The sequence below is a fragment of the Methylobacter psychrophilus genome (assembly GCF_025583945.1).
GTDB classification, from domain to species: Bacteria; Pseudomonadota; Gammaproteobacteria; order Methylococcales; family Methylomonadaceae; genus Methylobacter_C; species Methylobacter_C psychrophilus.
In genome coordinates this window covers 11398-35881 of sequence record NZ_JAOEGU010000025.1, presented here as the reverse complement: position 1 = coordinate 35881, position 24484 = coordinate 11398, and the positions used below count along the sequence as shown (strand labels likewise).

General features: G+C 45.0%; 21 protein-coding genes. 6 read left to right on the top strand and 15 right to left on the bottom strand.

Translation table 11 applies throughout. The annotated features are described in order from the left end of the window. Positions 1-4 precede the first annotated feature (4 nt). The 10 genes from folC to N7974_RS12500 all read right to left on the bottom strand — a co-directional run bounded on the left by folC (position 5) and on the right by N7974_RS12500 (position 12135). On the bottom strand, positions 5-1276 hold the full coding sequence (gene folC, locus N7974_RS12545) for a bifunctional tetrahydrofolate synthase/dihydrofolate synthase (protein WP_262965947.1): 1272 nt from the start codon (positions 1274-1276) through the stop codon (positions 5-7). Between the two features lie 23 nt (positions 1277-1299). Next, a complete protein-coding gene (gene accD / locus N7974_RS12540; protein WP_262965946.1) occupies positions 1300-2229 on the bottom strand; it encodes an acetyl-CoA carboxylase, carboxyltransferase subunit beta in 930 nt (309 codons plus the stop codon). 45 nt (positions 2230-2274) lie between these two features. Beyond that, positions 2275-3078 (bottom strand): tryptophan synthase subunit alpha, encoded by an 804-nt coding sequence (gene trpA, locus N7974_RS12535; RefSeq protein ID WP_262965945.1) that lies wholly within the window; start codon positions 3076-3078, stop codon positions 2275-2277. Beyond that, positions 3075-4277: a tryptophan synthase subunit beta gene (gene trpB, locus N7974_RS12530; RefSeq protein ID WP_262965944.1), complete on the bottom strand. Its 1203-nt coding sequence runs from the start codon at positions 4275-4277 to the stop codon at positions 3075-3077. Before trpB ends, trpA begins: the two co-directional genes overlap by 4 nt. After that, entirely contained in the window at positions 4274-4906 is a 633-nt protein-coding gene (locus N7974_RS12525; RefSeq protein ID WP_262965943.1) for a phosphoribosylanthranilate isomerase, read from the bottom strand. The genes trpB and N7974_RS12525 overlap by 4 nt, the downstream gene beginning before the upstream one ends. 192 nt (positions 4907-5098) lie before the next feature. Continuing rightward, positions 5099-6703 carry an ABC transporter ATP-binding protein gene (locus tag N7974_RS12520; protein WP_262965942.1) on the bottom strand — a complete coding sequence of 535 codons (1605 nt, stop codon included), beginning with the start codon at positions 6701-6703 and terminating at the stop codon, positions 5099-5101. A gap of 111 nt (positions 6704-6814) precedes the next feature. After that, complete coding sequence (locus tag N7974_RS12515) at positions 6815-8488, bottom strand: formate--tetrahydrofolate ligase (RefSeq protein ID WP_262965941.1); 1674 nt, start codon at positions 8486-8488, stop codon at positions 6815-6817. Between the two features lie 110 nt (positions 8489-8598). Further along, on the bottom strand, positions 8599-9852 hold the full coding sequence (gene glyA, locus N7974_RS12510; RefSeq protein ID WP_262965940.1) for a serine hydroxymethyltransferase: 1254 nt from the start codon (positions 9850-9852) through the stop codon (positions 8599-8601). A 12-nt stretch (positions 9853-9864) separates the two neighbouring features. Continuing rightward, positions 9865-11235: a glycerate kinase type-2 family protein gene (locus tag N7974_RS12505; protein ID WP_262965939.1), complete on the bottom strand. Its 1371-nt coding sequence runs from the start codon at positions 11233-11235 to the stop codon at positions 9865-9867. Between the two features lie 42 nt (positions 11236-11277). After that, complete coding sequence (locus N7974_RS12500) at positions 11278-12135, bottom strand: NADP-dependent methylenetetrahydromethanopterin/methylenetetrahydrofolate dehydrogenase (RefSeq protein ID WP_262965938.1); 858 nt, start codon at positions 12133-12135, stop codon at positions 11278-11280. Between the two features lie 290 nt (positions 12136-12425). On the opposite strand from N7974_RS12500, the gene N7974_RS12495 reads away from it, so the two are divergent. Then, positions 12426-13403 carry a malate dehydrogenase gene (locus tag N7974_RS12495; RefSeq protein ID WP_262965937.1) on the top strand — a complete coding sequence of 326 codons (978 nt, stop codon included), beginning with the start codon at positions 12426-12428 and terminating at the stop codon, positions 13401-13403. A 158-nt stretch (positions 13404-13561) separates the two neighbouring features. Here N7974_RS12495 and N7974_RS12490 read toward each other — a convergent pair whose 3' ends face one another. Next, positions 13562-14533: a 2-hydroxyacid dehydrogenase gene (locus N7974_RS12490; protein ID WP_262965936.1), complete on the bottom strand. Its 972-nt coding sequence runs from the start codon at positions 14531-14533 to the stop codon at positions 13562-13564. 107 nt (positions 14534-14640) lie between these two features. Continuing rightward, positions 14641-15807 carry an aminotransferase class V-fold PLP-dependent enzyme gene (locus N7974_RS12485; protein WP_262965968.1) on the bottom strand — a complete coding sequence of 389 codons (1167 nt, stop codon included), beginning with the start codon at positions 15805-15807 and terminating at the stop codon, positions 14641-14643. Between the two features lie 267 nt (positions 15808-16074). On the opposite strand from N7974_RS12485, the gene N7974_RS12480 reads away from it, so the two are divergent. From N7974_RS12480 to fghA, 5 genes are all read left to right on the top strand, one after another. Next, on the top strand, positions 16075-17025 hold the full coding sequence (locus tag N7974_RS12480; RefSeq protein ID WP_243219097.1) for an HpcH/HpaI aldolase/citrate lyase family protein: 951 nt from the start codon (positions 16075-16077) through the stop codon (positions 17023-17025). A 199-nt stretch (positions 17026-17224) separates the two neighbouring features. Next, positions 17225-18421 (top strand): malate--CoA ligase subunit beta, encoded by a 1197-nt coding sequence (locus N7974_RS12475; protein WP_262965935.1) that lies wholly within the window; start codon positions 17225-17227, stop codon positions 18419-18421. Continuing rightward, positions 18422-19309: a succinate--CoA ligase subunit alpha gene (gene sucD / locus N7974_RS12470; RefSeq protein ID WP_262965934.1), complete on the top strand. Its 888-nt coding sequence runs from the start codon at positions 18422-18424 to the stop codon at positions 19307-19309. It begins immediately after the preceding gene. 542 nt (positions 19310-19851) lie between these two features. Continuing rightward, positions 19852-20961 (top strand): S-(hydroxymethyl)glutathione dehydrogenase/class III alcohol dehydrogenase, encoded by a 1110-nt coding sequence (locus N7974_RS12465; RefSeq protein WP_243219093.1) that lies wholly within the window; start codon positions 19852-19854, stop codon positions 20959-20961. A 12-nt stretch (positions 20962-20973) separates the two neighbouring features. Then, positions 20974-21831, top strand: a complete 858-nt coding sequence (gene fghA / locus N7974_RS12460) for an S-formylglutathione hydrolase (protein ID WP_262965933.1) — start codon at positions 20974-20976, stop codon at positions 21829-21831. A gap of 122 nt (positions 21832-21953) precedes the next feature. On the opposite strand, the gene N7974_RS12455 is transcribed toward fghA, so the two are convergent. The 3 genes from N7974_RS12455 to N7974_RS12445 are packed head-to-tail and all read right to left on the bottom strand — an operon-like array spanning position 21954 to position 24398. After that, positions 21954-22190 carry a hypothetical protein gene (locus N7974_RS12455; RefSeq protein WP_262965932.1) on the bottom strand — a complete coding sequence of 79 codons (237 nt, stop codon included), beginning with the start codon at positions 22188-22190 and terminating at the stop codon, positions 21954-21956. Between the two features lie 55 nt (positions 22191-22245). Next, entirely contained in the window at positions 22246-23469 is a 1224-nt protein-coding gene (locus tag N7974_RS12450; RefSeq protein WP_262965931.1) for a competence/damage-inducible protein A, read from the bottom strand. Further along, the gene (locus N7974_RS12445) at positions 23466-24398 is read right to left on the bottom strand and encodes an AEC family transporter (RefSeq protein ID WP_262965930.1); all 933 of its coding nucleotides are present in this window, start codon (positions 24396-24398) and stop codon (positions 23466-23468) included. The genes N7974_RS12450 and N7974_RS12445 overlap by 4 nt, the downstream gene beginning before the upstream one ends. Positions 24399-24484 lie beyond the last annotated feature (86 nt).

Here is a 24484-nt window from a genome sequence, read left to right as displayed (position 1 = left end):
CAACTCACCTTTTCTCAAATTCATTTAAACAATCAGACACTAAAAAGAAAGAACCAAAAACCAGCAGCAAATCGTTTTCCAGTGACTGGCTTTTTGCTGCCTCATAAGCTTGTGCAAAGCCGTTAAAGCCAAAGGAGACTTTGGTCACTGAGCTTTGAGAAAAAATTTCCTGCATAATCGATTCTGTAGCCGCCCTTGGGTTGGCCAACGGTGCAAAAAACCAGTCGTAAACCACTGGATTCATGATGTTGATAACACTTGCTATATCTTTATCTTTCATCATTGAAAAAATTGCATGTATCCGTCTGTCGGGGAAAGTCCTGTTCAGGTAATCAACTAATGTTTTGACTGCCTCCGGATTGTGCCCGACATCCAACAGGATGGGGATTTTATCATTAATTAATTGAAAGCGACCGAGTAAATGGCTGTTTTTCACTCCGCTACGAATAGCTTTATCGCTTACCGGCAAGATTTTTGATAATACTTCTACCGCTAAAATAACTGCAGAGGCATTGCGATATTGGTGCTCGCCTTTTAAGCCCGGTTCAGGTATTTGGCGAATGTGCCGGTCACCAGCAAACCAATTCCAGGTTGTCATTTGTTTTTTAAAACCGAAATCTTTGCCAATACAATAGAGTAGGGCATTTTTATCAATGGCACTTTGCTGCAACGAGGCAGGAGGGTCACAATCGCCTACGATAGCGGGCGTTTTTGCCCTGAATATACCGGCTTTTTCTTGTCCTATTGCTTCGCGTGTGGCACCCAGCCAATCAACATGATCAATACCGATGCTGGATATTAATGCGACATCGGGATCAACAATATTGACGGCATCAAGCCTTCCACCCAAACCGACTTCAAGTAATTGAACATCCAATCCTGAGCGCCAGAATATATCAAGTGCAGCCAGTGTACCAAATTCAAAATAGCTTAGAGAGGTATTGCCTCGAACCGCTTCTATTCTTGCAAAGGCCTCACAAATCAATTCATCAGATACAGGTTTGCCATCTATTTTTATTCTTTCATTATATTTCAGGATATGCGGAGAAGAATAAGCACCTACGCGGTAACCTTGGGCTCTGTAAATAGCCTCAAGATAAGCGATACATGAACCTTTTCCGTTGGTCCCGGCAACCGTAATCGTAGGTGGCTTAAGGCAATCAGGATTCAATGCATGAAAAACCTGTGCTGCCCGCTCCAATCCCAAGTCTATTGCCAAGGGATGCAAGCTTTCTTGCCAATCCAGCCAACCTTTTAGCGAATCAAAACGCATCATTAACCGAATTCTTTAGACGTAAATTATTCCTGATCAGAAGCGTTTTCTACAGCTTCAATAGGCATTAATAAGGTGATGTTGGACGCCGGTGTCTTTACCCTGTTGGCCATCAATAGCGTCAAAATACTGGAGACTTTATTACACATTTCACGTCTGTCGACAATCATATCAATGGCGCCATGCTCTTGTAAAAACTCGCTACGCTGAAAACCTTCCGGCAGTTTTTCACGGACAGTTTGCTCTATCACCCGGGGCCCTGCAAAACCAATTAGGGCATTAGGTTCGGCAATATTAATGTCGCCCAACATGGCTAAACTGGCGGATACGCCACCCATGGTTGGATCTGTCATAAAAGAAATATAAGGTATTCCTGCCTCGGACAGTTTGGTCAATGCAGCGCTGGTTTTTGCCATTTGAAACAACGAAAATAGCGATTCCTGCATTCGGGCACCACCACTTGAGGTAAAGACAATAAAAGGTATGCCCAGCTCAACGCTTTTATTAACACCACGAACAAAGCGTTCGCCGACTACCGAGCCCATCGAACCGCCCATAAATTTAAAATCAAAGGCGGCAACAACAATATCATTACCTTTAAGCTGTCCTTTCATGACGATTAGGGCATCATTTTCTTTGGTTTGTTTTTGTGCCTGAACAATACGGTCTTTATATTTTTTGGTATCTTTAAATTTTAACGGATCAACCGGTTTAATGTGTTTGCCAATTTCTTCACGGCCTTCTTCATCCAAAAACATATCCAGTCGTGTTCTTGCTGAAATGCGCATGTGATGCTCGCATTTTGGACAGACGCTAAGGTTTCGTTCCAGTTCTGTGTTGTAAAGAATTGCATTGCAGCCAGGACACTTGGTCCACAAGCCTTCGGGTACAGTGCCTCTTTTACTGGATCTTTCTGTTCTGATTGTCGTAGGCAGTAATTTTTCAAACCAACTCATTCGATTGCTCCGTAATGCTTCATCAATAGGCTTATGAACACGCTTTTAATTATCCAGCGCGTGACGTATCGATGTTAATAATTCAATAATTTCATTTTTAGCCTGATCAGGATCATCCAGATTGGCTTCAATTTTACTGATCAGCGCGCTACCGATAACAACACCATCACCTATGTTGGCAACCGTTTTTGCCGTATCGGCATCTTTTACACCAAAACCAATAGCGATAGGCAATTGCGTATTGGCTTTAATTTGCTTTACTTTGTTTTCAACATCAGCAACATTCAAATGGCCGGCACCGGTCACGCCTTTAAGCGAAACATAATAAATATAACCACTGCCTGAAGCATCCATTTTTTTAACGCGTTCATCAGTGCTGTTGGGTGCCAGCAAGAAAATAGGATCAACTCCACGCGCCTTTAACAAAGCACCGCACTCAACGCCTTCTTCCGGTGGTAAATCAACGGTTAAAACGCCATCAATATCGGCAAGTTGCGCGGCATTGGCAAAGTTTTCATAACCCATTGCTTCAATCGGGTTTAAATAACCCATTAATACCACAGGAGTTTTTTGGTCGGTTTTTCTAAATTCAGTGGCAATTTCCAACGTCCGTCTTAAGCTCATTTTATGGGCTAAGGCGCGTTCGCTGGCGCGTTGAATAACCGGGCCGTCGGCCATCGGGTCAGAAAAAGGCACGCCCAGTTCAATAACATCAACGCCGGCTTCTACCATGGCGTGCATCATTGGCACCGTAAATTCGGGTTTTGGATCACCGGCGGTAATAAAAGGAATTAAGGCCTTGCGACCTGTTTTGGCAAGTTCTTCAAATCGGGCAGCTAATCGACTCACAATTCTATTCCCTCACGTTTAGCCATGGTCTGCATATCTTTATCGCCACGACCGGACAGATTAATAATAATGGTTTCGTCTTTGTTCATGGTAGGTGCAAGTTTCATCGTGTAAGCCATCGCATGACTGGACTCCAGTGCAGGAATAATGCCTTCCATATGCGTTAAGGCATAAAAACCTTCCAGCGCTTCGGTGTCGGTTATGTTGACGTAAGTTGCCCGTCCGGTGTCTTTTAACCAAGCATGTTCCGGGCCAACACCAGGATAGTCAAGGCCTGCAGAAATGGAATGGGTTTCGATGATTTCACCGTCATCATCAGCCATTAAATAGGTACGATTACCATGTAATACACCCGGACGACCTGCACATAAAGGCGCCGAATGTCTGCCTGTGGCAACGCCGTCCCCTGCAGCTTCAACACCGTACATTTTTACCGAAGCATCATTAATAAAGGGATGAAACAAGCCAATGGCATTTGAGCCGCCGCCTACGCAAGCGACCAGCGCATCGGGTAATCGTCCGGTTGCCTCCAGGCATTGTTCCTTGGCTTCCCGGCCAATAATCGCCTGAAAATCGCGGACCATGGCAGGGTAAGGATGAGGCCCTGCAACCGTACCAATAATATAAAACGTATTGTCAACATTGGTTACCCAATCCCTGAGTGCTTCGTTTAAAGCATCTTTCAGGGTTTTAGAGCCTGACTCAACAGCGATCACTGTTGCACCCAGTAACTTCATGCGATAGACGTTTAAAGACTGCCGGGCAACGTCAACGGCACCCATATAAACCACGCATTCAAGGCCCAGTCTTGCGGCAACTGTCGCGGTTGCAACGCCATGTTGGCCGGCACCGGTTTCAGCGATAATCCGCGTTTTACCCATGCGTTTCGCCAATAAGGCCTGGCCTACCGTATTGTTGATTTTATGAGATCCCGTATGATTAAGATCTTCACGTTTTAAATAGATTTGTGCGCCGCCCAGTTCACGACTCCAACGTTCAGCATGATATAAAGGTGACGGTCTGCCTACATAATATTTTAAATCAGCATCCAGTTCCGCGATAAATTCGGGATCGTTTAAATACTGCTGGTAGGCAGCATTTAATTCCTGAATGGGTGGAATTAATGTTTCAGCAACAAAAATTCCACCATAAGGGCCAAAATGTCCCCGCTCATCGGGCATATTATATTTTTCGGTCATGCTGTTACTTGGTTACCTTCATTAACTTGATTTATAAATGCCGCCATTTTAAGCGAGTCTTTAATGCCTTTTTTCGCTTCCACGCCGCTACTGACGTCAAGCGCATAAGGTTTTACTGTTTGTACTGCCTGTTTGGCATTGGTTTCATCCAGGCCACCGGCTAGTATAATTGGCAAAGCACACTCCCCTGGAATCATGTCCCAATCAAATTGATTGCCGGTTCCACCTTTGGCATCGGGATGGAAAGCGTCCAGTAACAAGCCTGCGGCATCGTGATAATAGTCTGCCAAAGCAGAAATATCGATGCCATCCTGCATTCTTATCGCCTTAATGTAACGCTTGCCATAAATTCTGCAAGCTTTGGCAGGCTCATCACCATGAAATTGAAGGCAGTCAATCGGTACTTGTGCCAACACCTCACGTATTCGCACTTCCTGTTCGTCGACGAATAAAGCCACTACCGAGGTAAAAGCGGGCAGTGCATTAACAATTTTAATTGCCTGTTCAATCTCAACATGTCGTGGACTGGGAGGGTAAAATACCAAACCAATCGCATCGACACCTGAGTAAGCGGCATAAACAGCATCTTCAACACGGGTAAAGCCGCAAATTTTAACGCGAGTTCGCATAAAGGAATAAGTGCATTTTTTACGTGAAATTTAGCCGCCTAGGATAACACAAAATACTGATTGGATTTGTCAGAAAATAAATCATTGCCAGAAAAATTTATGGCCATAATTATTTGGGACTTCATACCATTTTAGCATTTTTGGTTCCCGGCGGTATTTACCACACGTTGTCATGTTGGCAATGCCGGATTATTAGTCGATAGCCAAAACCGGAACAGCGGCCAACAGCTTTTTGGTATAGGCATGTTCAGGTTGTGTGAGTACTTGCTTTACAGTGCCGTGTTCAACAATTTTCCCTTGATACATAACGGCAACTTCATCGGCTATTTCTGCAACCACGCCAAGATCATGGGTAATAAATAAATAACTTAAGCCTTTTTCTTGTTGCAAGGTCTTGAGTAATTGAATGATTTGCGCTTGCACAGACACATCCAGTGCGCTGGTCGGTTCATCGCAGATGATCAGCTTGGGATTAACGGCCAAGGCGCGGGCTATACATATTCGTTGCCGCTGACCACCGGAAAATTCGTGTGGATAACGTAACGCTGAATCAATCGGTAAATCAACTTGTTGCAATAATTGTGCGACGCTGACTTTGCGTTCGGTAGCGTTAATTTTAGGGTGTAATGCCCGCAGGCCCTCGGCGATAATATCGCCAACCAGCATTCTCGGGTTCATTGAGGAAAAAGGATCCTGAAAAACGATCTGGATATTGGCGCGTTGCTGTCTTAATGTTTCGCCGGTCAGCTTGTTAAGGTTGATACCATTAAGAATGACCTCGCCACTGCCGTCAGGGATCAAGTTTAACAAACTTTTGCCTAACGTGGTTTTGCCGCAACCTGATTCGCCGACTAAAGCCAGTGTTTTGCCTTGCTGGATGTTAAAGCTTACGCCATCGACTGCGCGTACATGATCAACTACGCGTTTAAAAAGACCTTTTCTGATCGGGTAGTAACAATAAAAATCGTTAACCTGTAATAAGGGCGGTTTTTCTTTAGGTATGTGCTTTAAACAGCTTTGCATGGAGGGCAAGGCTTTAAGTAACTTGCAGGTATAGGGATGCTGGGGTTGGTTGAAAATGGTTTTGGTTAATCCGGTTTCGACAATTTTACCCTGCTGCATTACGGCAACGCGGTCTGCCATGGTCGATACCAATGCCAAATCATGGCTGATTAACCACAAGGCCATCCCGGTTTGTTGCTGTATGATTTTTAGTAGCGCCAATATCTGCGCCTGAATGGTCACATCCAGAGAGGTCGTGGGTTCATCAGCAATTAATAAATCCGGTTGTCCTGCCAAGGCAATGGCAATCATCACTCGTTGTCGTTGGCCGCCAGAAAGTTGATGCGGGTAGTCTTTAATCCGCTGCTCGGGTTCGGGTATTTCAACCTGCTGCAATAATTGCAGTACCCGCTGTTTAACGGTTTTTTTGGGCAAAGAGAAATGGATGTTTAACACTTCTTCGATTTGACTACCAATAGTCATCACCGGATTTAGCGAGGACATGGGGTCTTGAAAAATCAAACCGATGCGTCTGCCGCGAATTTTACAGAGTTCAAATTCTGCCCGTTTTATTAAGTTATCGTCTTGTAAGCTGATAGCATGGGCTTTAATCTTGGCATTGTTGGGCAATAATCTCAGTACGGACAAGGCCGTGATCGATTTGCCTGAGCCTGACTCGCCGACCAAGGCAAAGGTTTCGCCTGGATAGATAACAAAGCTGATGTCATCAACAACCGTCTGCTGATGATTGAAAGTAACACTAAGGTTTTCAACAGAGAGTAATGGAATATTCATAGCCTGAATTTGACATAAGAAAATGGACATAATGCAGGGGCAATCTTTGTGTGGTTACCTAATTGGCGAAAGGGCAGCCACATAGGATTGCCCCTACGTTGGAATTAAATCCTAAAACAAGCCGGTTATCCTGCCATCATCATCGATATCAATCCTTTCTGCGGCAGGTACTTTGGGTAAGCCGGGCATGGTCATTATGTCGCCGGCAATGGCGACAATAAAACCGGCGCCGTTAGCCAGTTTAACTTCCCGGATTTCTACGGTATGCCCTGTGGGAGCACCTTTATCATTGGGGTTGGTTGAAAATGACATTTGCGTTTTTGCCATGCAGATTGGAAATTTTCCGTAATCGGCATTCCACTCGGCAAGATGGGCTTTTACTTTGGCATTGGCCGTAACCTTGGAGGCACCGTATAGCTTGGTAGCAATTGTTTCAATTTTTTCCCACAAGCTGATATTTTCATCATAGACGTAAGTAAACCCAGGTTCTCGATTATCAACAATATCAATAACCGCTTGTGCTAGTGTTTCTGCACCTGCACTACCGGTTGCCCAATGTTTTGAAACGATACAGGTAGCGCCCAAGTCGGCACATTTTTGTTGCAGTAAAGCAATTTCTGCATCAGTATCAAAAGTGAAGTGGTTAATGCAGACTACACAAGGCAAGCCGTAATGTTGGGTAATGTTGTGGTAATGACGTTCAAGGTTAACAAAGCCTTGTTCGATTGCCGCCAGATTTTCGGTGTTTAAATCTTCTTTGGCTACGTTGCCATGAAATTTAAGCGCTCTGATAGTCGCAACCAAAACCACTGCCGAGGGTTTTAATCCTGACATGCGACATTTAATATCAATAAATTTTTCAGCGCCTAAATCAGCTCCAAAACCGGCTTCAGTGACGACATAATCCGCCAGTTTTAACGCGGTTTTAGTTGCCGTTACTGTGTTGCAACCGTGCGCAATATTGGCAAACGGCCCGCCATGAATAATAGCGATATTGTTTTCCAGTGTTTGTACCAGATTGGGCTTGATCGCGTCTTTTAATAGGGCTGCCATAGCGCCTTGCGCATTTAAGTCACGTGCATAAACCGGTGTTACTCTATCAGATTTATAACCGATGACGATGCGGCCCAAGCGTTCTTTAAGGTCAGCGCGATCGGTTGCCAGACAAAGAATTGCCATCACTTCAGAAGCGACGACAATGTCGTAACCGTCTTCACGCAAGTAGCCATTTGCCGGGCCACCCATGCCGATGACGATGTGACGCAGGGCGCGGTCATTCATGTCAACGACCCGTTTCCATTGGATGCGTCGGGGGTCTATATCTAGGACATTACCGTGATTAATATGGTTGTCTATTAATGCTGACAACAGATTGTGCGCCACGCCGATGGCATGAAAGTCACCGGTAAAATGCAGGTTAATGTCTTCCATGGGTACCACTTGAGAGTAACCGCCGCCGGCAGCTCCTCCTTTTACACCAAAGCAGGGACCTAAAGACGGTTCGCGCAGACAGATGATGGTTTTTTTATCCAGTCGGTTCATGGCGTCGCCCAAGCCAACTGTCGTTGTGGTTTTGCCTTCTCCTGCAGGAGTCGGACTAATGGCCGTCACCAGAATCAATTTACCGTCTTTTTTGTCGGTCAGGCTGTTGATGTATTCCAGCGATATTTTGGCTTTGTAATGACCGAAGGGGTCAAGGTGTTCGGCATCTATGCCATACTGTTCTTTTGCCAAGCCGATGATGGGTTGCATCTTGGCTTGTTGGGCTATTTCTATATCGGACATCGTGTTTCCTGAGATGGGGCAGCTCTGCCGCATCTCTAAATTTATGGCGTATAAATCAAAGAGACGCGATAAATCGCGTCTCTACGGGTTATGTAGTGGTTGTTTTTACATCAACTATAAACCGGAAACCGCGCGCAAAGATTACTGACTTTTTCGCGTACTACCGCACTGACGTCTTCGTCGTCGATGTTTTCCATAACATCACACATCATGTTGGCAATTTCAATCATTTCCGGTTCCTTAAAGCCGCGTGTGGTTGGAGCTGGTGTACCGACACGAATACCACTGGTGACAAAAGGCGATTGCGGGTCGTTAGGCACGGCATTTTTATTGACTGTTATGTGTGCTTTACTGAGTGCTGCATCTGCGGCTTTTCCGGTAATACCTTTAGGAATAAGAGAAACCAGCATCAAATGATTGTCGGTGCCGCCTGAAACCACATCAAACCCGCGCTGGATAAAAACGCCAGCCATTGCCTGAGCGTTTTTAATCACTTGTTGCTGATAAACGCGAAACTCGGGTTGCATGGCTTCTTTAAAGGCAACCGCTTTTGCAGCAATAATGTGCATGGCCGGTCCGCCTTGTATGCCCGGAAAAATATTGGAATCGATTTTTTTCTCGATTTCAGGATTGCTTTTGCATAAGATAAGACCGCCACGAGGGCCGCGTAAGGATTTGTGCGTCGTGCTGGTAACAACATCGGCAAAAGGCACCGGATTAGGATATAAACCCGCTGCAACCAAACCGGCGATGTGCGCCATATCAACGACAAAATAAGCGCCCACTTTATCGGCAATGTCACGGAAGCGTTGCCAATCCCAAATGCGTGAGTAAGCGGAAAAGCCGGCAATAATCATTTTTGGTTTGTGTTCCAGTGCCAAAGCTTCAACTTGTTCATAGTTGATTTCACCGGTTTCAGGGTTCAATCCGTATTGAATGGCATTATAAATTTTGCCGGAGAAATTAGGTTTGGCACCATGTGTCAAGTGGCCGCCATCAGCCAGACTTAAGCCCATGATGGTGTCGCCCGGTTGAATCAATGCCATAAATACGGCCATGTTGGCCTGAGAGCCTGAGTGTGCCTGTACGTTGGCATAATCTGCACCAAATAAGGCTTTGGCGCGGTCGATAGCGAGTTGCTCGACTTTATCAATAAATTCACAGCCACCATAATAACGTTTGCCGGGATAGCCTTCGGCATATTTATTGGTTAACTGTGAGCCTTGTGCTTCCATCACTCGTGGGCTGGCGTAATTTTCCGAGGCGATCAATTCAATGTGATCTTCCTGGCGGTTACGTTCTTCTTCCATCGCATTGAACAGATCATCATCAAAACCGGCTATGGACATAGATTTTTTAAACATGGTAGCTCCTGATTAAGCGTGGGTGTTTGTATAAGAATTAGGGTGAATAAGTAATACTTGCAAGTCAGCTACGTTAGTTCCGGTTGCGCCGGTATTCAATAAATCCTGTGAGCTTTTTAATGCAGTATATGAATCATTATTGTCCAGCATGGCAAGTGGATTTATGCCTGCGTAGCGCATGCGTTTTATGGAGTTTTGGTCAGCGATGCCGCCAGCTGCATCTGTTGGGCCATCACGACCATCGGTGCCGCCGCTAAGAAATGTCCAGTTACCTGTTAAGTCGTGTTGCTCTGCCGCAAGTGCAAAAGCCAGGACCATTTCCTGATTACGGCCACCGCATCCAGTGCCTTTTAATGTAACAGTAGTTTCGCCACCTGCCAACAAGGCCAGCGGTTTATCAATGCCGTTGTCGATTAAATTTTTTGCGTAACGTACCCATTTTTCAGCCGATTGTCTTGCTTCGCCACAAAGATGCGCATCATATAGCCGGGTTTCGTAACCTAACTCTTGCGCAGTTTTGAGCGTTGCTTTGAGGCTGATAGAATTACTACCAACCAAGGTATAGCTGGTATTTTTAAAAATGTTATCGCCAGGTTTTGGTGTTTCCAGCGCTTTACCCTGATTGCCTTGTTCCAAATACTGTTGAACGCGAACAGGAACTTTGTCCCAAATACCTTTATTTATAAAAACGGCAATGGCATCGCTAAAAGTGCTGGGGTCGGGAACCGTTGGCCCGCTGGCAATGGCGCTTAAGTCATCGCCCAAGACATCCGATAAAATAAACGCATGTAAGTCGGCAGGTACAGCCAGTTTGGCCAGTCCACCACCTTTTAATTGTGATAAGTGTTTGCGTACACAATTAATTTCGTTAATGGTCGCGCCACTGGCGAGTAGCAAATCGGTGGTAGCAATCTTTTCTGCCAGCGAGATTGTGTTGACAGGGCAGGGAATTAACGCTGAGCCGCCGCCACTCACCAAAACCAAAACCAGTTCGTTTATTTGTGCGTGGCTTATTTGTTCTGCACATTTTTTTGCAGCGATAAGGCCGGCTTCATCAGGTAGTGGATGTGCAGCGCCGATTACTTCAATAGCATCAATTAAGGTGACGTTTTCATAATTGGTAACGGCAATGCCAGTACCGGCCAGTAAATGAGCAGGGATAATTTCTTGAGCCGCTTTTGCCATCGCGCAGGCGGCTTTGCCAAAGGCGATAAGATGGACTTTTGACCAGTTACCGATACGCTTTTGGGTAGGATCATTCAAGTCCAGCAGGATTTCCAACTGTGCATCGTTAGCAAACAAACAGTTTTTAACGGCTTGATAGGGGTCAGCCGCAGCGATGCCTGCCTTAAAAATACTGACTGCATCTTTTCTTGAGGACAAGTTTGTCGAGCTTGCCGAATGGTTTATTGATAAAGGTTTCAATTAAGCCATTTCTTTGGCTAAAGCAAAGATGTTTTCGGCATCAAGAATCTGCTTGTTGTCTACAAATAATTTGGCAATACAGGCACGGTGCAAAGCCAGCTTTAGTGCGCCAAAGCCAATTGCGCCCCAGATTATCTTGCCATGGCGCAGGTTGCCTTTATCCATCATATCGGTGCCGCCAATACCCAGCGGTGGCGTAGCATTGGCATCAGCTATCATTTCAATATTGCTGTTATATTGCCATTGGTCAGCCGTGAGTAACTCAACACCTGCCGCTCCGGTAGCCAAAATAATTGTGGCATTTTCGATTGCCCTGGCTCTGGCATCATTATCAAATGCTTCAACAGGGGTAATGTCAACGCCAAAACGTAGCCTCATATTATTGCATGCTTCTACGGCACGGCTCATTTTACGGGCAGTCAATGAGACGTTGGCACCTTCTTGAGCCAGCATCGCTGCTGCACGCTGGCCTACCGGGCCGGTTCCTGCCAATACCACGGCGTTTTTGCCTGCGAGTATGCCGCTTGATGCCAGTTTGGCAACAGCTGCTGCAGCGGTCGTATTACTGCCGTTACTATCCAACATGACAGAAACTTGAAAGCCGGGAAAAAAGCAGTTTTGTACGGCAGTAAATAATTTCTGGCCGGCAATCATATTGCTGCCGCCAACAAAAATAGCGGTATTTTTTTTATCTTTAGGAGAACGTGTAAACATGGCACCTTCTACCAGTGCCGTGACATTTTCCGGCATCAAACCGCCATGGCCGATAACATGATCTGCGCCACCATCATAGCCGACTACGGTATCAAAAACCGATGGGTGAGTGTCTGTATCGAACTGGAATAGCAGTTTTTTCATTAACTTATCCGTGTGTATGGTTAATGTGATGATTTTGTGACGTATTATACCCGATAAAAAAAAGTGTGCCGTGATTAAGCGCCGCGATTAATGGGTGTTTTTACTGAGACAGGAGTGATACGATTACGCCAGATGTCAGCCATTTGTTCATTGGTAAAAGTAAATGGGCAAAAGACAGCTGTTGTTCGATTGCTAGACTTGTTGTTGGAAATATTGATGGCCTTATTATTGAGTGAGGCTTTATTAAAATAATCTTTATACATGCTAAAAATAAAAATAAAGGAAATTAAATGAAAACACCCGTTCATATAGCGGTTACCGGTGCGGCAGGGCAGATTAGTTATTCTTTGCTTTTTCGTTTGGCAGCGGGTTCATTGCTGGGGCCTAATCAGCCTATAGTTTTGCATTTACTGGAAATTACGCCGGCAATGAATGCTTTGGCGGGTGTGGTTATGGAGTTAAATGACTGCGCCAACCCTTTGCTGCACAGGATTGAAATAACCGATGATCCACTGGTGGCATTCAGGAATGTTGATTACGCTTTTCTGGTAGGTGCTCGTCCAAGAAGTGCAGGGATGGAGCGTAAAGATTTGCTGGAGGCTAATGCAGCAATTTTTGCGGCACAAGGCAAGGCCTTAAATGCCGTTGCCAGCAGAGAGGTAAAAGTATTGGTAACCGGCAATCCGGCCAATACCAATGCCTTGATTGCTTTGAAAAACGCGCCGGATTTAAGTCCGGAAAATTTTTCTGCAATGAGTCGGCTGGATCATAATAGAGGGATAAGTCAGTTGGCTGAAAAATGCGGCGTTTTGACTACCGATATAAAAAATATGACTATCTGGGGTAATCATTCAACCACGCAATATCCTGATTTACATTATGCCAAGGTAAAGGGGCAGGATGCTTTGTCATTGGTTGATAAAAACTGGTTTGTTAACGAATTTATTCCTACCGTTCAGCAACGGGGTACAGCCGTTATTACCGCACGAGGTCAATCGAGTGCTGCATCTGCCGCTAATGCCGCTATTGATCAAATGAGAGATTGGATAAAGGGTACCAAGGAAGGTGATTGGGTCAGCATGGGCGTGCTTTCGGACGGTAGTTATGGTATCGCTAAAGGCTTGGTTTATTCATTTCCGGTAACCGTGGTTGAAGGTAAGGTCAGTATCGTAAAGGATCTCGTGATTAATGAATTTAGCAAGCAAAGGCTAAAGCTGACAGAAACCGAGTTAAAAGAGGAAAGGGATGCTGTTAAGCATTTGTTTTAAGCAATCTTCTTTGTTGGTTTAAACATCGGCCTTTAGGCCGAATGGAACGACTTGCAATAAACGAAGTTGCTTTATTGGGCACGGATTGGGGAGAAGGTGTATAAATCTTCCCAATCTTTGGCTTCATTCCAACGGGATGTTTCGTTATTCTTTGGATTTCAAACAACCCGATCGGCTGGTTCTTCACCGGCAAAAAAAGCGGCGATATTTGCCAATACCCGATTCCCCATTGCAGTGCGTGTTTCTTCTGTTGCACTACCTAAATGCGGTAACAGGGCCACGTTATTTAGAGCCAAAAGACCGGGATCAATATTCGGTTCGCCTTCAAACACATCCAAGCCTGCACCGGCAATCCAGCCTTCTGTTAAGGCTTTAACCAGGGCCTTGCTGTCAACAACATCACCACGCGCAGTATTAATCAAATGGGCAGATGGCTGCATTAATTGTAGGCGTTGTTCGTTAATTAAATGCCTTGTTGCCTCGCCGCCGGGGCAGTGTAATGAGACAAAATTGGCTGCCGATAATAATTCTTCAACTGTGTCGCAACGGACTGCCTGTAAATCATCAATAACAGGTTGAGCTGGTTGTGACGGCGCGTAAAACAGGATTTTCATGCCGAAACCATGATGCGCTTTTTTAGCCATTGCTTGTGCTATGCGACCAAAACCAATAAGCCCCAAGGTTTTACCGGTTACTTTTTGTCCGAGTAACTGTGTTGGCTTCCAGCCTGTCCATTGTTGGTTGCGTATCAAGCGCTCACCTTCAGAGGCGCGTCGTGCCGACATTAACAGTAATAAAATGGCAATATCAGCGGTACAGTCGGTTAAAACATGTGGCGTGTTGGTAACCACCAGTCCTTGTTCTTTGGCAGCAGAGATGTCGATATTGTTATAACCGACACCAAAATTGCCTATAATTTTAGCGCGTTTGCCTTCAACATTCAGTATGTCGGCAGTCATTGCATCCGTAACAGTGGGCAGTACGGCATCTGCCGATTGCAATGCTTGCTTAAGCTCGTCTGCCGTCATGGGGATGTCGTTTTCGTTCAGCTGTACGTCGTAAAGTGCTGTTAACTGTGCTTCGACTTCGGCAGGCCATTTACGCGTGACGATGACTTTAGGTTTGCTCATTGAATATTCTCCACAGAGTAGGGTTATGGATTGAAGCAGAAGATATTTGTAGAAGTCGCGTAATCCGACAACAGTAGCTATTGCCTGATTACGCTGGTTAAGGCAGTTTATTTTGCTGTTGAACGATAATATTCGATAGCCGCTGCAACGCCGCTACCTGGTTTTATATCAAAACCGCAGTCCAATAATGCCATTTCAACACCGGCGATAGCGCCCAGCATGGACACGTCATTCATATCGCCAACGTGACCGATACGGAAAGCTTTTCCAGCCAAGACAGAAAGACCTGCACCTAAAGAAATATTGTATTTGCTAAAGGCAGTGCTGATGACTGTGCGGGCATCTTTGTCTTCAGGGACCATAATTGCCGTCACTGTATCAGATTCAAAGCCGGCTTCAGAGCATATTTTTAAACCCCAGGCGGCAACGGCTTTACGTGTACCTTCCGCCAGACGGAAGTGACGTGCATAGACATTTTCCAGACCTTCTTCAAGCAACATATCCAGTGCTTTACGTAAACCGTACAAGATAGGCAAAGAGGGTGTGTAGGGTGTATAGCCGTCTTTGTTGGCGTTCATCTGGTCTCTTAAGTCCAGAAAGCAACGTGGGTAAGTTGATGTTTCAGTGGCTTTTAACGCTTTTTGGCTAAAGGCCAGAAAAGCGCCGCCGGCCGGCATCATAAAGCCTTTTTGAGAACCGCTGATGGCGCCATCAACGCCCCATTCGTCCATGCGGAAATCAATGCTGGCAATCGAACTGACGCCGTCAACAAATAACATGGCAGGATGACTTGCTGCATTCATGGCTTTACGAACGCCGCCAATATCACTGGTAACTCCGGTAGCTGTTTCGTTATGCGTAGCTAAAACTGCCTTGATCTGGTGTTGGGTATCTTCTTTTAAGCGCGCTTCCAGCTTGTCTAGCGGAATGCCTTTACCCCAGGATTCTTCATGAATTTCAACATCAAAACCCAGGCGTTTACCCATTTCAGCCCATAAATGGCTAAATTGACCAAAACGGTAGATCAATACTTTATCGCCCGGATTTAATATGTTTGTAAAGGCAACTTCCCAGCCGGCAGTGCCGGTTGCAGGGAAAACAAAAGCTTGTCCTGTTTCTGTTTTGAAAATTTTCTTCAAGTCTTGTAACAGAGGCGTCAGTAACTTGGGGAAAACCGGGGAGCGATGATCTTCCATAGGGATGTGCATCGCACTTAAGATTTCATTAGGTACGTTAGTTGGACCTGGAATATATAGGTGGTTACGACCAGCCATGGTTTTGCCTCTTTTGTAGGTAGGTGAATGATTGATTAAATCAGGACTTGGGGATTGAAAATAAATACCCAAAAAACCAATAATAATGACATAGGCACTAACAATCAGCAAGATTTGATTGCGAGTTTACATCGATAGTGCGCTATAAAAATTGACTTTGGTTGCACTGAAAGTAGAATGGGCGATTTATTTGTTTCCGGTTTAGGTCATACTACCGTTAAGAAACAAGCATAAATTTTTTATACTAATGACATTAGGGATGTACAAATGAGCCACACTTTATATGCAGCGTCAGTACAACGTGTTCAACGTTGTGAGTTAGCGGTTCCGGGCTCAAACCCTGAAATGTTCGAAAAGGCGATGAAAAGTGGGGCAGATTTCATTTTCCTGGATCTTGAAGATGCGGTAGCTCCCGATGATAAATTACGTGCCAGAAAAAATATCATTGAAGCCATAAACGACATGGATTGGAAAGGTCATGGCGTGACCATTTCTGTGCGTATTAATGGTCTTGATACCCAATATATGGTTCGTGACGTTGTCGATCTGGTTGAGCAGTGCGGTGCAAAACTGGATACTATTTTGATTCCTAAAGTCGGTGTTTATGCCGATGTATATATGGTTGAAGCCATGCTTAACCAATTGGAAATGCAACAGGGATTAAAAAATAAAATAGGTATTGAAGCCCTGATTGAAACCGCACTGGGCATGGCTAATGTAGAAGACATTGCCCGCAATGGTGCGTCAGGTCGTCTTGAAGCGTTACATTTTGGCGTGGCTGACTATGCCGCAAGTAATCGTGCAAGAACTACTAACATCGGCGGTTTAAATCCTGATTATCCGGGTGATCAATGGCATTTCGCCATTAGTCGCATGACAGTTGCCTGCCGCGCTTATGGCTTACGACCTATTGATGGTCCGTTTGGTGACTTTAAAGATCCTGACGGTTTCAAGCTTGCCGCAAGACGTGCTGCGGCGTTAGGTTGCGAAGGTAAATGGGCTATTCATCCGTCACAAGTTGAATTAGCCAATGAAATTTTTACTCCGCCTGCGGCTGAAGTTGAAAAAGCCAAACGTATTTTAGTGGCTTTGCAAGAAGCGGCTGCACAAGGCAAAGGCGCTGCAGCTTTAGACGGTCGGTTAATCGATGCGGCGTCAGAAAAAATGGCCAGTAATGTGGTACGGGCAGCTGAGGCGATTGCTGCAAAAACTCAATAGGAAGGCAAGACTAAAAGCGAAAAATAGCGTTTTTAGTCTTGGGTGATATCCAGACATAAATAGTTCTAAATTAAGCAGGATTTTTGTTCATTTTTACAATCATAGTAAACGAATAAAAAGATCTGTATGTGGGACTATTCTTTGCAGGAAATCACCTTGGTACTTTTCACCCCAATAAAAAATCAACAAGGGAGATGCTGTGGATATTCATGAGTATCAAGCAAAAGACATTTTAAGCGGTTACGGAATTAAAATTGCTGAAGGCGGCTTGGCGTATAGTCCGGAAGATGCCGTACAACGTGCCAGAGAAATTGGTGGTCATGTATGGGCAGTAAAAGCACAGATTCATTCCGGAGCCCGTGGTAAAGCAGGTGGTATTAAAATCTGTAAAACTCATGATGAAGTTGAAGCAGCGGCTGGTTCCTTATTGGGTAAAAGACTGGTAACTCATCAAACCGGCCCTGCAGGTAAGGTCTGTTCACGGTTATATATCGAAGCCGGTACGGATATTGTCAAGGAGTTGTATTTTTGCTTTTTGGTTGATCGCAGTGAAGAACGGATTGTAATGATTGGTTCTGCACAAGGCGGTATGGATATCGAAGATCTGGCAATCAATAATCCGGATGCCATTACCAAAATTTATATTGAACCTGCTGTTGGTTTGCAAGACTATCAAGCTCGTGAAATGGCCTTTGCCTTGGGTTTGGATGCGGAAATATTAAGTCATGCCGTTAAAACCATCAAGGGCTGTTACCTTGCATTGCGTGCTCTTGATGTCAGTATGTTGGAAATCAATCCGTTAGTGGTTACCCGTAGTGGTGAACTGGTTGCGCTGGATGCAAAAATGGGCTTTGATGACAACGCCTTGTTCCGACAACTAAAAATTTCTGAATTACGCGATAAAACGCAGGAAGACCCGCGCGAAATGGCTGCTGCTGATCGTGGCTTGAGCTACATTGGTTTGGATGGCGATATTGGCTGCATGATTAATGGCGCAGGTTTGGCTATGGCCACGATGGATATGATTAAACTGGTTGGCGGTGAACCTGCCAATTTCCTGGATGTCGGTGGTGGTGCCTCGGCTGAACGTACTGAAAAAGCTTTCCGGTTGGTGTTGGCCGACAAAGGTGTGAAAGCGATGTTGGTTAATATTTTTGCCGGTATTAATCGTTGTGACTGGATTGCTGAAGGCGTGGTACAAGCCGTTAAAAAAATCGACTTAAAAGTGCCGTTAATTGTGCGCTTGTCAGGTACAAACGTAGAAGAAGGGCGGCGTATTATCGCAGAAAGCGGATTGCCTATTATTATCGCAGAAACGTTAGCCGAAGCCGCTGAAAAAGCGGTGCAAGCACGCAATGAAGTGGTTGCAAAAGAAGCAGCAGCTCAGGAGATTTAAATGGCTATTTTTATTGACGAAACAACGCGCATTATTGTTCAAGGCTTTACCGGAAAAATCGGTACTTTTCATGCGCAAGATATGCTTAATTATGGCTCACTAGTCGTAGGCGGCATTACTCCCGGTAAAGGCGGGCAAACGCATCTTGGCTTGCCGGTTTTTAATACTGTTAAAGAAGCCGTGCAACAAGTAGGCGCTGAAGCCAGCATTATCTTTGTTCCACCGGCTTTTGCCGCTGACTCCATTATGGAAGCGGCTGATGCCGGCATCAAATATTGTGTGGCAATTACCGATGGTATTCCTACCCAGGACATGATGACCGTGAAGAATTTTCTGCGTCGTTTCCCAAAAGACCAACGCATGATACTGACCGGACCTAATTGTGCCGGCACTATCAGTCCGGGGCGTGCGATGTTGGGTATCATGCCAGGGCATATTTACATGCATGGTAATGTCGGTATCGTTGGTCGTTCAGGTACGTTAGGCTATGAAGCTGCCGATCAAATGAAACGCTTAGGTATTGGTATTTCTACGTCAGTGGGTATTGGTGGCGATCCTATCAATGGCAGTTCGCACCGTGATATTCTGGAAAAATTTGAACAGGATGACGAAACCAAGGTTATCCTCATGATTGGTGAAATCGGTGGACCGCAAGAAATTGAAGCGGGATTTTTTGCCAGAGAACACATGAGCAAGCCGGTAGTTGCTTATATCGCCGGATTAACAGCACCCGAAGGTCGCCGCATGGGTCATGCCGGTGCGATTATTTCCTCGGCAGGTGAAGGCGCAGCAGAAAAAATAGCCGTACTAAAAGAGTTGGGCGTTGTTATTTGCCCAACACCTGCGGCAATGGGCGAGACTATAGCGGCTGTACTGGCCAAGCTGTAAGTTTGTGGATGATAGACGAGTGAGTGTTATTTATCCCGGTTTTTGGAGTCGTGTGACTGGGTTTTAATCAGCAACAGACCGTTGCCAGTACTGTTGAAACGGTTTTCTACGACCAAATTTAAGCAGTTTGCCGAGAACAGGGATGCCAAAGCCGAGTTAAAAATGGATTGGTGTTACCTCTCGGTGGTTAAGGGTTTTAATAATCAAGTACGCTTAGTGCTCTGATTTATCCGTTTTATTTCTACGGTAGTAGTATTGCTTATAGGCTCCAATAACATTTTGATTAATGTCCTTTTTCATTTCAAAGAATTAGCCCTCGCTTAACGTTGAGCATCGCGTTTACTATCTAAATCTGGTATCTTTGTTCCCAATTCGGCTGTTTATAGCTTATCGTCTTTGCTCTGATTGAATAAAGCCTTAACAGATATGACTTTCTTGAGTAATATTCTCGACAAAACAATCCCTCAAAACATTAAGCTGCCGGTTATAAAGAATTTTTTGTATCCAGCCTTATTCACAAAAACTTATTAACAGGATAATTTATGAAAACTCGCGCCGCAGTGGCATGGAAAGCAAACTCGCCTCTGGTTATAGAAGAAATTGATCTACAAGGGCCCCAACATGGTGAAGTCTTGGTCAGGATGGTTGCTACCGGTGTCTGCCATACTGATCTGTTCACGCTTTCCGGTGATGACCCTGAAGGTATTTTTCCAACTATTCTTGGCCATGAAGGTGGCGGTATCGTTGAAGAAGTGGGGGCAGGCGTTACTACTTTACAAGTTGGCGACCATGTTATCCCACTTTACACACCGGAGTGTGGCGTCTGTAAATTCTGTCTTTCCGGAAAAACCAATTTATGTCAGGCGATTCGAGCCACTCAAGGCAAAGGTCTTATGCCTGATGGAACCACCCGTTTCTCTAAAAATGGCACCCCCATTTTTCATTACATGGGTACCTCCACCTTCTCCGAATATACCGTAGTTCCTGAAATTGCCTTGGCCAAGATCAACAAAGCTGCACCATTAGAGAAAGTTTGTCTTTTAGGCTGTGGCATTACTACCGGAATTGGTGCTGTGTTAAATACCGCCAAAGTGGAGCCTGGTTCAACTGTTGCCATATTCGGCCTTGGCGGCATCGGCCTGTCTTGTGTTCAAGGAGCGGTTATGGCAAAAGCCGGACGTATCATTGTTGTTGATATTAATGAAGACAAGTTTGAAATGGCCAAAATGCTGGGGGCCACTGATTTTATTAATCCCAAGAAATATGACGCGCCCATTCAGGATGTCATTGTTGAGCTAACCGATGGCGGTGTTGATTATTCCTTTGAATGTATTGGTAATGTCAACTTAATGCGGCAAGCCTTGGAATGTTGCCATAAAGGCTGGGGCGAATCAGTGATTATTGGAGTGGCGGGAGCCGGTCAAGAAATTTCAACCCGGCCTTTTCAATTGGTGACAGGACGTGTTTGGAGAGGCTCGGCTTTTGGTGGCGTAAAAGGCAGAACAGAATTGCCGGGTTATGTTGAAAGATATATGGCGGGGGAAATAAAAATTGATGAAATGATTACTTTCACGATGCCACTGGAAGAAATAAACACCGCATTTGATTATATGCATGATGGTAAAAGCATACGATCTGTCGTCATATTTTAGGATATATACATAATGGCTACTATTGAATTAATAAAAAAAGCAAAGTGTTTTGGCGGAAGTGTCGAGTACTATACTCACTCTTCAGTATCGACCAAAACGCCAATGACCTTTTCAGTATTTATCCCTGAAAGTGCCGCATCAAAAGCGCATAAACCAGCCATGATCTGGCTTTCAGGCTTGACCTGCACCGAAGAAAACTTCATGACTAAAGCGGGAGTGTTTCCTTGGGCTAGTGCGCATGGTATTACGGTAATATGCCCCGATACCTCGCCACGGGGAACTGATCTTCCGGGAGAGCATGAGAGTTACGATTTTGGTTCCGGTGCCGGCTTTTATCTAAATGCCACAGAAAGTCCTTGGTCAGAAAATTACCGCATGTATGATTATGTGGTCAATGAAGTCACCGAAATTCTGTATACAAATTTTTCAATATCGAAAGATAATCTGGCTATTTCCGGCCACTCAATGGGTGGGCATGGTGCCTTAATCATGGCGTTGAAAAACAAGGACAAGTTCAAGTCAGTTTCGGCCTTTTCGCCTATTATCAATCCGATGAACTGCCCTTGGGGACAAAAAGCCTTTTCTCTTTATTTGGGCGATAACAAGGCCGATTGGGAACAATACGATAGTCTTATGCTGGTTGAAAAGTCCACGTCAATTCCACCGATGTTGATTGATCAGGGTTTGGCTGATGATTTTCTGGCTGAACAGTTAAAAACCGAAGTTTTTACCAAAAAAATCATAGACAAGGGCTTTAACGACAGTTGCACTATCCGCATGCAGGAAGGCTATGATCACAGTTATTTTTTCATCGCCAGTTTCATTAAGGATCATATCGACTTCCATGCAGCCCATATTTGTAGGGATTAAATTTTAACATCGTTAATTGGGAGTAGTGTCATCAGGCAACGATAATTCTATTCCCTGATTCCATACATCGCGATTATTTACTGCCTTTTGGTTGTTTTGGTGGGCAAAAAACGTTGTCCACCCTAACAATCGTCACGTGGTATGTGCATACCATCACGTGGTACGATGATACCGTCACGTGGTACGCTGATACCGTCACGTGGTACGCTGATACCGTCACGTGGTACGCCGATACCATCACGTGGTACGCCGATACCGTCACGTGGTACGTGCGTATCTTTACGTGGTACGTGCGTATCTTCACGTGATACGCGAGTTTCTTCACGCGGTACGCACGTATCTCTACGTGGTATGCGCATAACATCATGTAGCTACCTTAAAATTATTTATCCGAAAAGCTATCGTTACAAGCAATCATTGGTTAATGGTTTTATGTTGTAAATGACGTCTCAGTAAATCCAGCGTCAGTAATGCTGCCTGATTTTGTTTGCGTTTGATGGCACCGTTTATTGGCTGGGTAGTCTGATAAAAGCAGTCTCCAGTCAGTAAAATATTATGCACAATAATGGCCTTGTCTTTGTTATGCAGGGCATTATTATCTCCTGCATAAAGCTGAACCAGAACGTAATCTGCTGCGCTGGATTTTTGCAGATCCACGGCAAATTTTTTAGCTGTTGTTATCAAGTTTTCTGCATTGGTTTCTATAAGTCCCAGTTTGGCGGTGGATTGTTCATAACTTGCGCTTAGCAACCATTCTGAACCCATGCATTTAGCTGCCAACAAGCCTTGGCTGGCGGTTTCTACGACCGCTAAAGTCAGTTTTTTATTGCTCATTAACTTGTTGACTTCAAAAGCCAGATCACCGGTTATTTCACCCAAGCCATCAATAGCAAATACATAGTCGCCCATTTTCTCTGCAAACCGGTTTACTAAAGCAGCCATTGCCGTTTTTGGATAATTAAACGGAAATAATAACTTGGTTTGCACTTCGTCGGGTCCGGCACGAAAACCTAACTCTACCTCTGCTGGTATTTCGATAGCGTTTATGCGTTCTTGAATGACAGACTCTCCCAATCCCACCGTTTTGATAGAGACTAATTGCCCCGGTTGTAATAAAAAACGCGTTGATAACGTCGGCAGTATGCCTTCGAGAAATAAATGCTGCATTTCCATCGGTACGCCGGGTATAAAAGCGAACCAGCAACGGCCGTATTGCAGAGAAAAGCCCGGTGCAGTTCCCCATTCATTATCGATGCGCTTGGCACCCTGTGGAAGCATTGCCTGCTTTCGGTTTGATTCAGGCATTGTTCTGTTTCTGTGCGTAAAAAAACGACTGATTTGGGTAAAGGCAACCTCGTCAAATTCCAGCGGCAGATTAAAAGCCGTAGCGACGGCTTCAGCCGTTAAGTCATCGCTGGTAGGCCCCAAGCCACCTGTGCAAATACAGCAATCGGCTCGTTGAGCTATATCCTGTAGCAACATAATCAGGTCATCCAGTTTGTCGCCTACAGCGGTATGTCGGGTTACGGTAAAGCCGCAATCAACCGCTTGTTGTGATAACCAGGCAGCATTGGTATCTACGGTTTGTCCGGTGACAATTTCTTCGCCTTGAGAGAATATTTCCAGGGTTGGCTTCATTTTATAAACTCATTAATTAGTACGTTATGCCAAAATGGCAAGGTGATTAAACTCAGCGCTGTAGTTACAGTAACGGCCATGGCATAAAAAGCGCTATCCAGTTTATAGCGATCACAAAAAACAACCCCCAGAACCATGCTTGGCATTGCCATATCCAACACGGCTGCGGCTTTATATTTACCTTCCAGTGGCAAATAACCCGCCAGAGCGATTGCAAATACCGGCATTAACAGCAGCTTTATCAAGATAACGGGCATGACATAAGGACCATTTCGGACGGTGACCGATCTCCAGTTTAATGCCAATCCTAAGGAAAACAGCATTAACGGCACTACCGCTGCCGATAGTTTTTGTAAAACGCCGGTAAACCATACCGGAGCGACAATTTCATTAAGGTTTAAAATAACAGCAACAGCCGCCGCCCAAAAAGGCGGAGCATTAAGAAATGAGAGTGTTGATTGCGGCTTTTCTGACGGATCTTCACCGTAATGCCTGACGACGATAATGCCGATAGTAAACAGGATGGGCGCTGTTGCAAACAAATCCATTTGTATAACGACCGACCGTGACCAGCTACCAAAAATTTGTTCTAAAACAGGTAAGCCCAGATAAGTGACATTAGGGAAGGCCGCCGCCAGCAGCATGGCACCCAGACGTTTATGTTCAAATTTAAAAAGCGTACCGATTATCCAGCTGCACAGCATCGCAAAGAAAATACAACTGACACCCAGTATCGTATAGTGAAAGGACTGTAAGCCGATATCGGCTGTCCATAATACGTCCAATACCATGGCGGGTAACAGCAAATAATAGACAAAAGTAGTTAATACATGGCGCACATGTTCTGCTGTCAGTCCGGCAGGCTTAAGAATTCTCCAGCCTACACCGCAAGCCATTAACAAGGTCATTTGAATCAATGTTGAGTTCATAAGCGAAGGCGTGGTGTTGATATACTAAAATTAACGTCCACTGTTAAAAAACTTCCGGTAAAATATACTTGTAACAAGCCGGTGTA

Excerpts from the sequence above, each read along its gene's own strand:
- folC (WP_262965947.1), bottom strand. The coding sequence starts at position 1,276 with ATGATGCGTTTTGATTCGCTAAAAGGTTGGCTGGATTGGCAAGAAAGC.
- accD (WP_262965946.1), bottom strand. The coding sequence starts at position 2,229 with ATGAGTTGGTTTGAAAAATTACTGCCTACGACAATCAGAACAGAAAGA.
- trpB (WP_262965944.1), bottom strand. The coding sequence starts at position 4,277 with ATGACCGAAAAATATAATATGCCCGATGAGCGGGGACATTTTGGCCCT.
- N7974_RS12525 (WP_262965943.1), bottom strand. The coding sequence starts at position 4,906 with ATGCGAACTCGCGTTAAAATTTGCGGCTTTACCCGTGTTGAAGATGCT.
- N7974_RS12520 (WP_262965942.1), bottom strand. The coding sequence starts at position 6,703 with ATGAATATTCCATTACTCTCTGTTGAAAACCTTAGTGTTACTTTCAAT.
- N7974_RS12515 (WP_262965941.1), bottom strand. The coding sequence starts at position 8,488 with ATGTCCGATATAGAAATAGCCCAACAAGCCAAGATGCAACCCATCATC.
- glyA (WP_262965940.1), bottom strand. The coding sequence starts at position 9,852 with ATGTTTAAAAAATCTATGTCCATAGCCGGTTTTGATGATGATCTGTTC.
- N7974_RS12500 (WP_262965938.1), bottom strand. The coding sequence starts at position 12,135 with ATGAAAAAACTGCTATTCCAGTTCGATACAGACACTCACCCATCGGTT.
- N7974_RS12495 (WP_262965937.1), top strand. The coding sequence starts at position 12,426 with ATGAAAACACCCGTTCATATAGCGGTTACCGGTGCGGCAGGGCAGATT.
- N7974_RS12490 (WP_262965936.1), bottom strand. The coding sequence starts at position 14,533 with ATGAGCAAACCTAAAGTCATCGTCACGCGTAAATGGCCTGCCGAAGTC.
- N7974_RS12485 (WP_262965968.1), bottom strand. The coding sequence starts at position 15,807 with ATGGCTGGTCGTAACCACCTATATATTCCAGGTCCAACTAACGTACCT.
- N7974_RS12480 (WP_243219097.1), top strand. The coding sequence starts at position 16,075 with ATGAGCCACACTTTATATGCAGCGTCAGTACAACGTGTTCAACGTTGT.
- sucD (WP_262965934.1), top strand. The coding sequence starts at position 18,422 with ATGGCTATTTTTATTGACGAAACAACGCGCATTATTGTTCAAGGCTTT.
- N7974_RS12465 (WP_243219093.1), top strand. The coding sequence starts at position 19,852 with ATGAAAACTCGCGCCGCAGTGGCATGGAAAGCAAACTCGCCTCTGGTT.
- fghA (WP_262965933.1), top strand. The coding sequence starts at position 20,974 with ATGGCTACTATTGAATTAATAAAAAAAGCAAAGTGTTTTGGCGGAAGT.
- N7974_RS12455 (WP_262965932.1), bottom strand. The coding sequence starts at position 22,190 with ATGCGCATACCACGTAGAGATACGTGCGTACCGCGTGAAGAAACTCGC.
- N7974_RS12450 (WP_262965931.1), bottom strand. The coding sequence starts at position 23,469 with ATGAAGCCAACCCTGGAAATATTCTCTCAAGGCGAAGAAATTGTCACC.
- N7974_RS12445 (WP_262965930.1), bottom strand. The coding sequence starts at position 24,398 with ATGAACTCAACATTGATTCAAATGACCTTGTTAATGGCTTGCGGTGTA.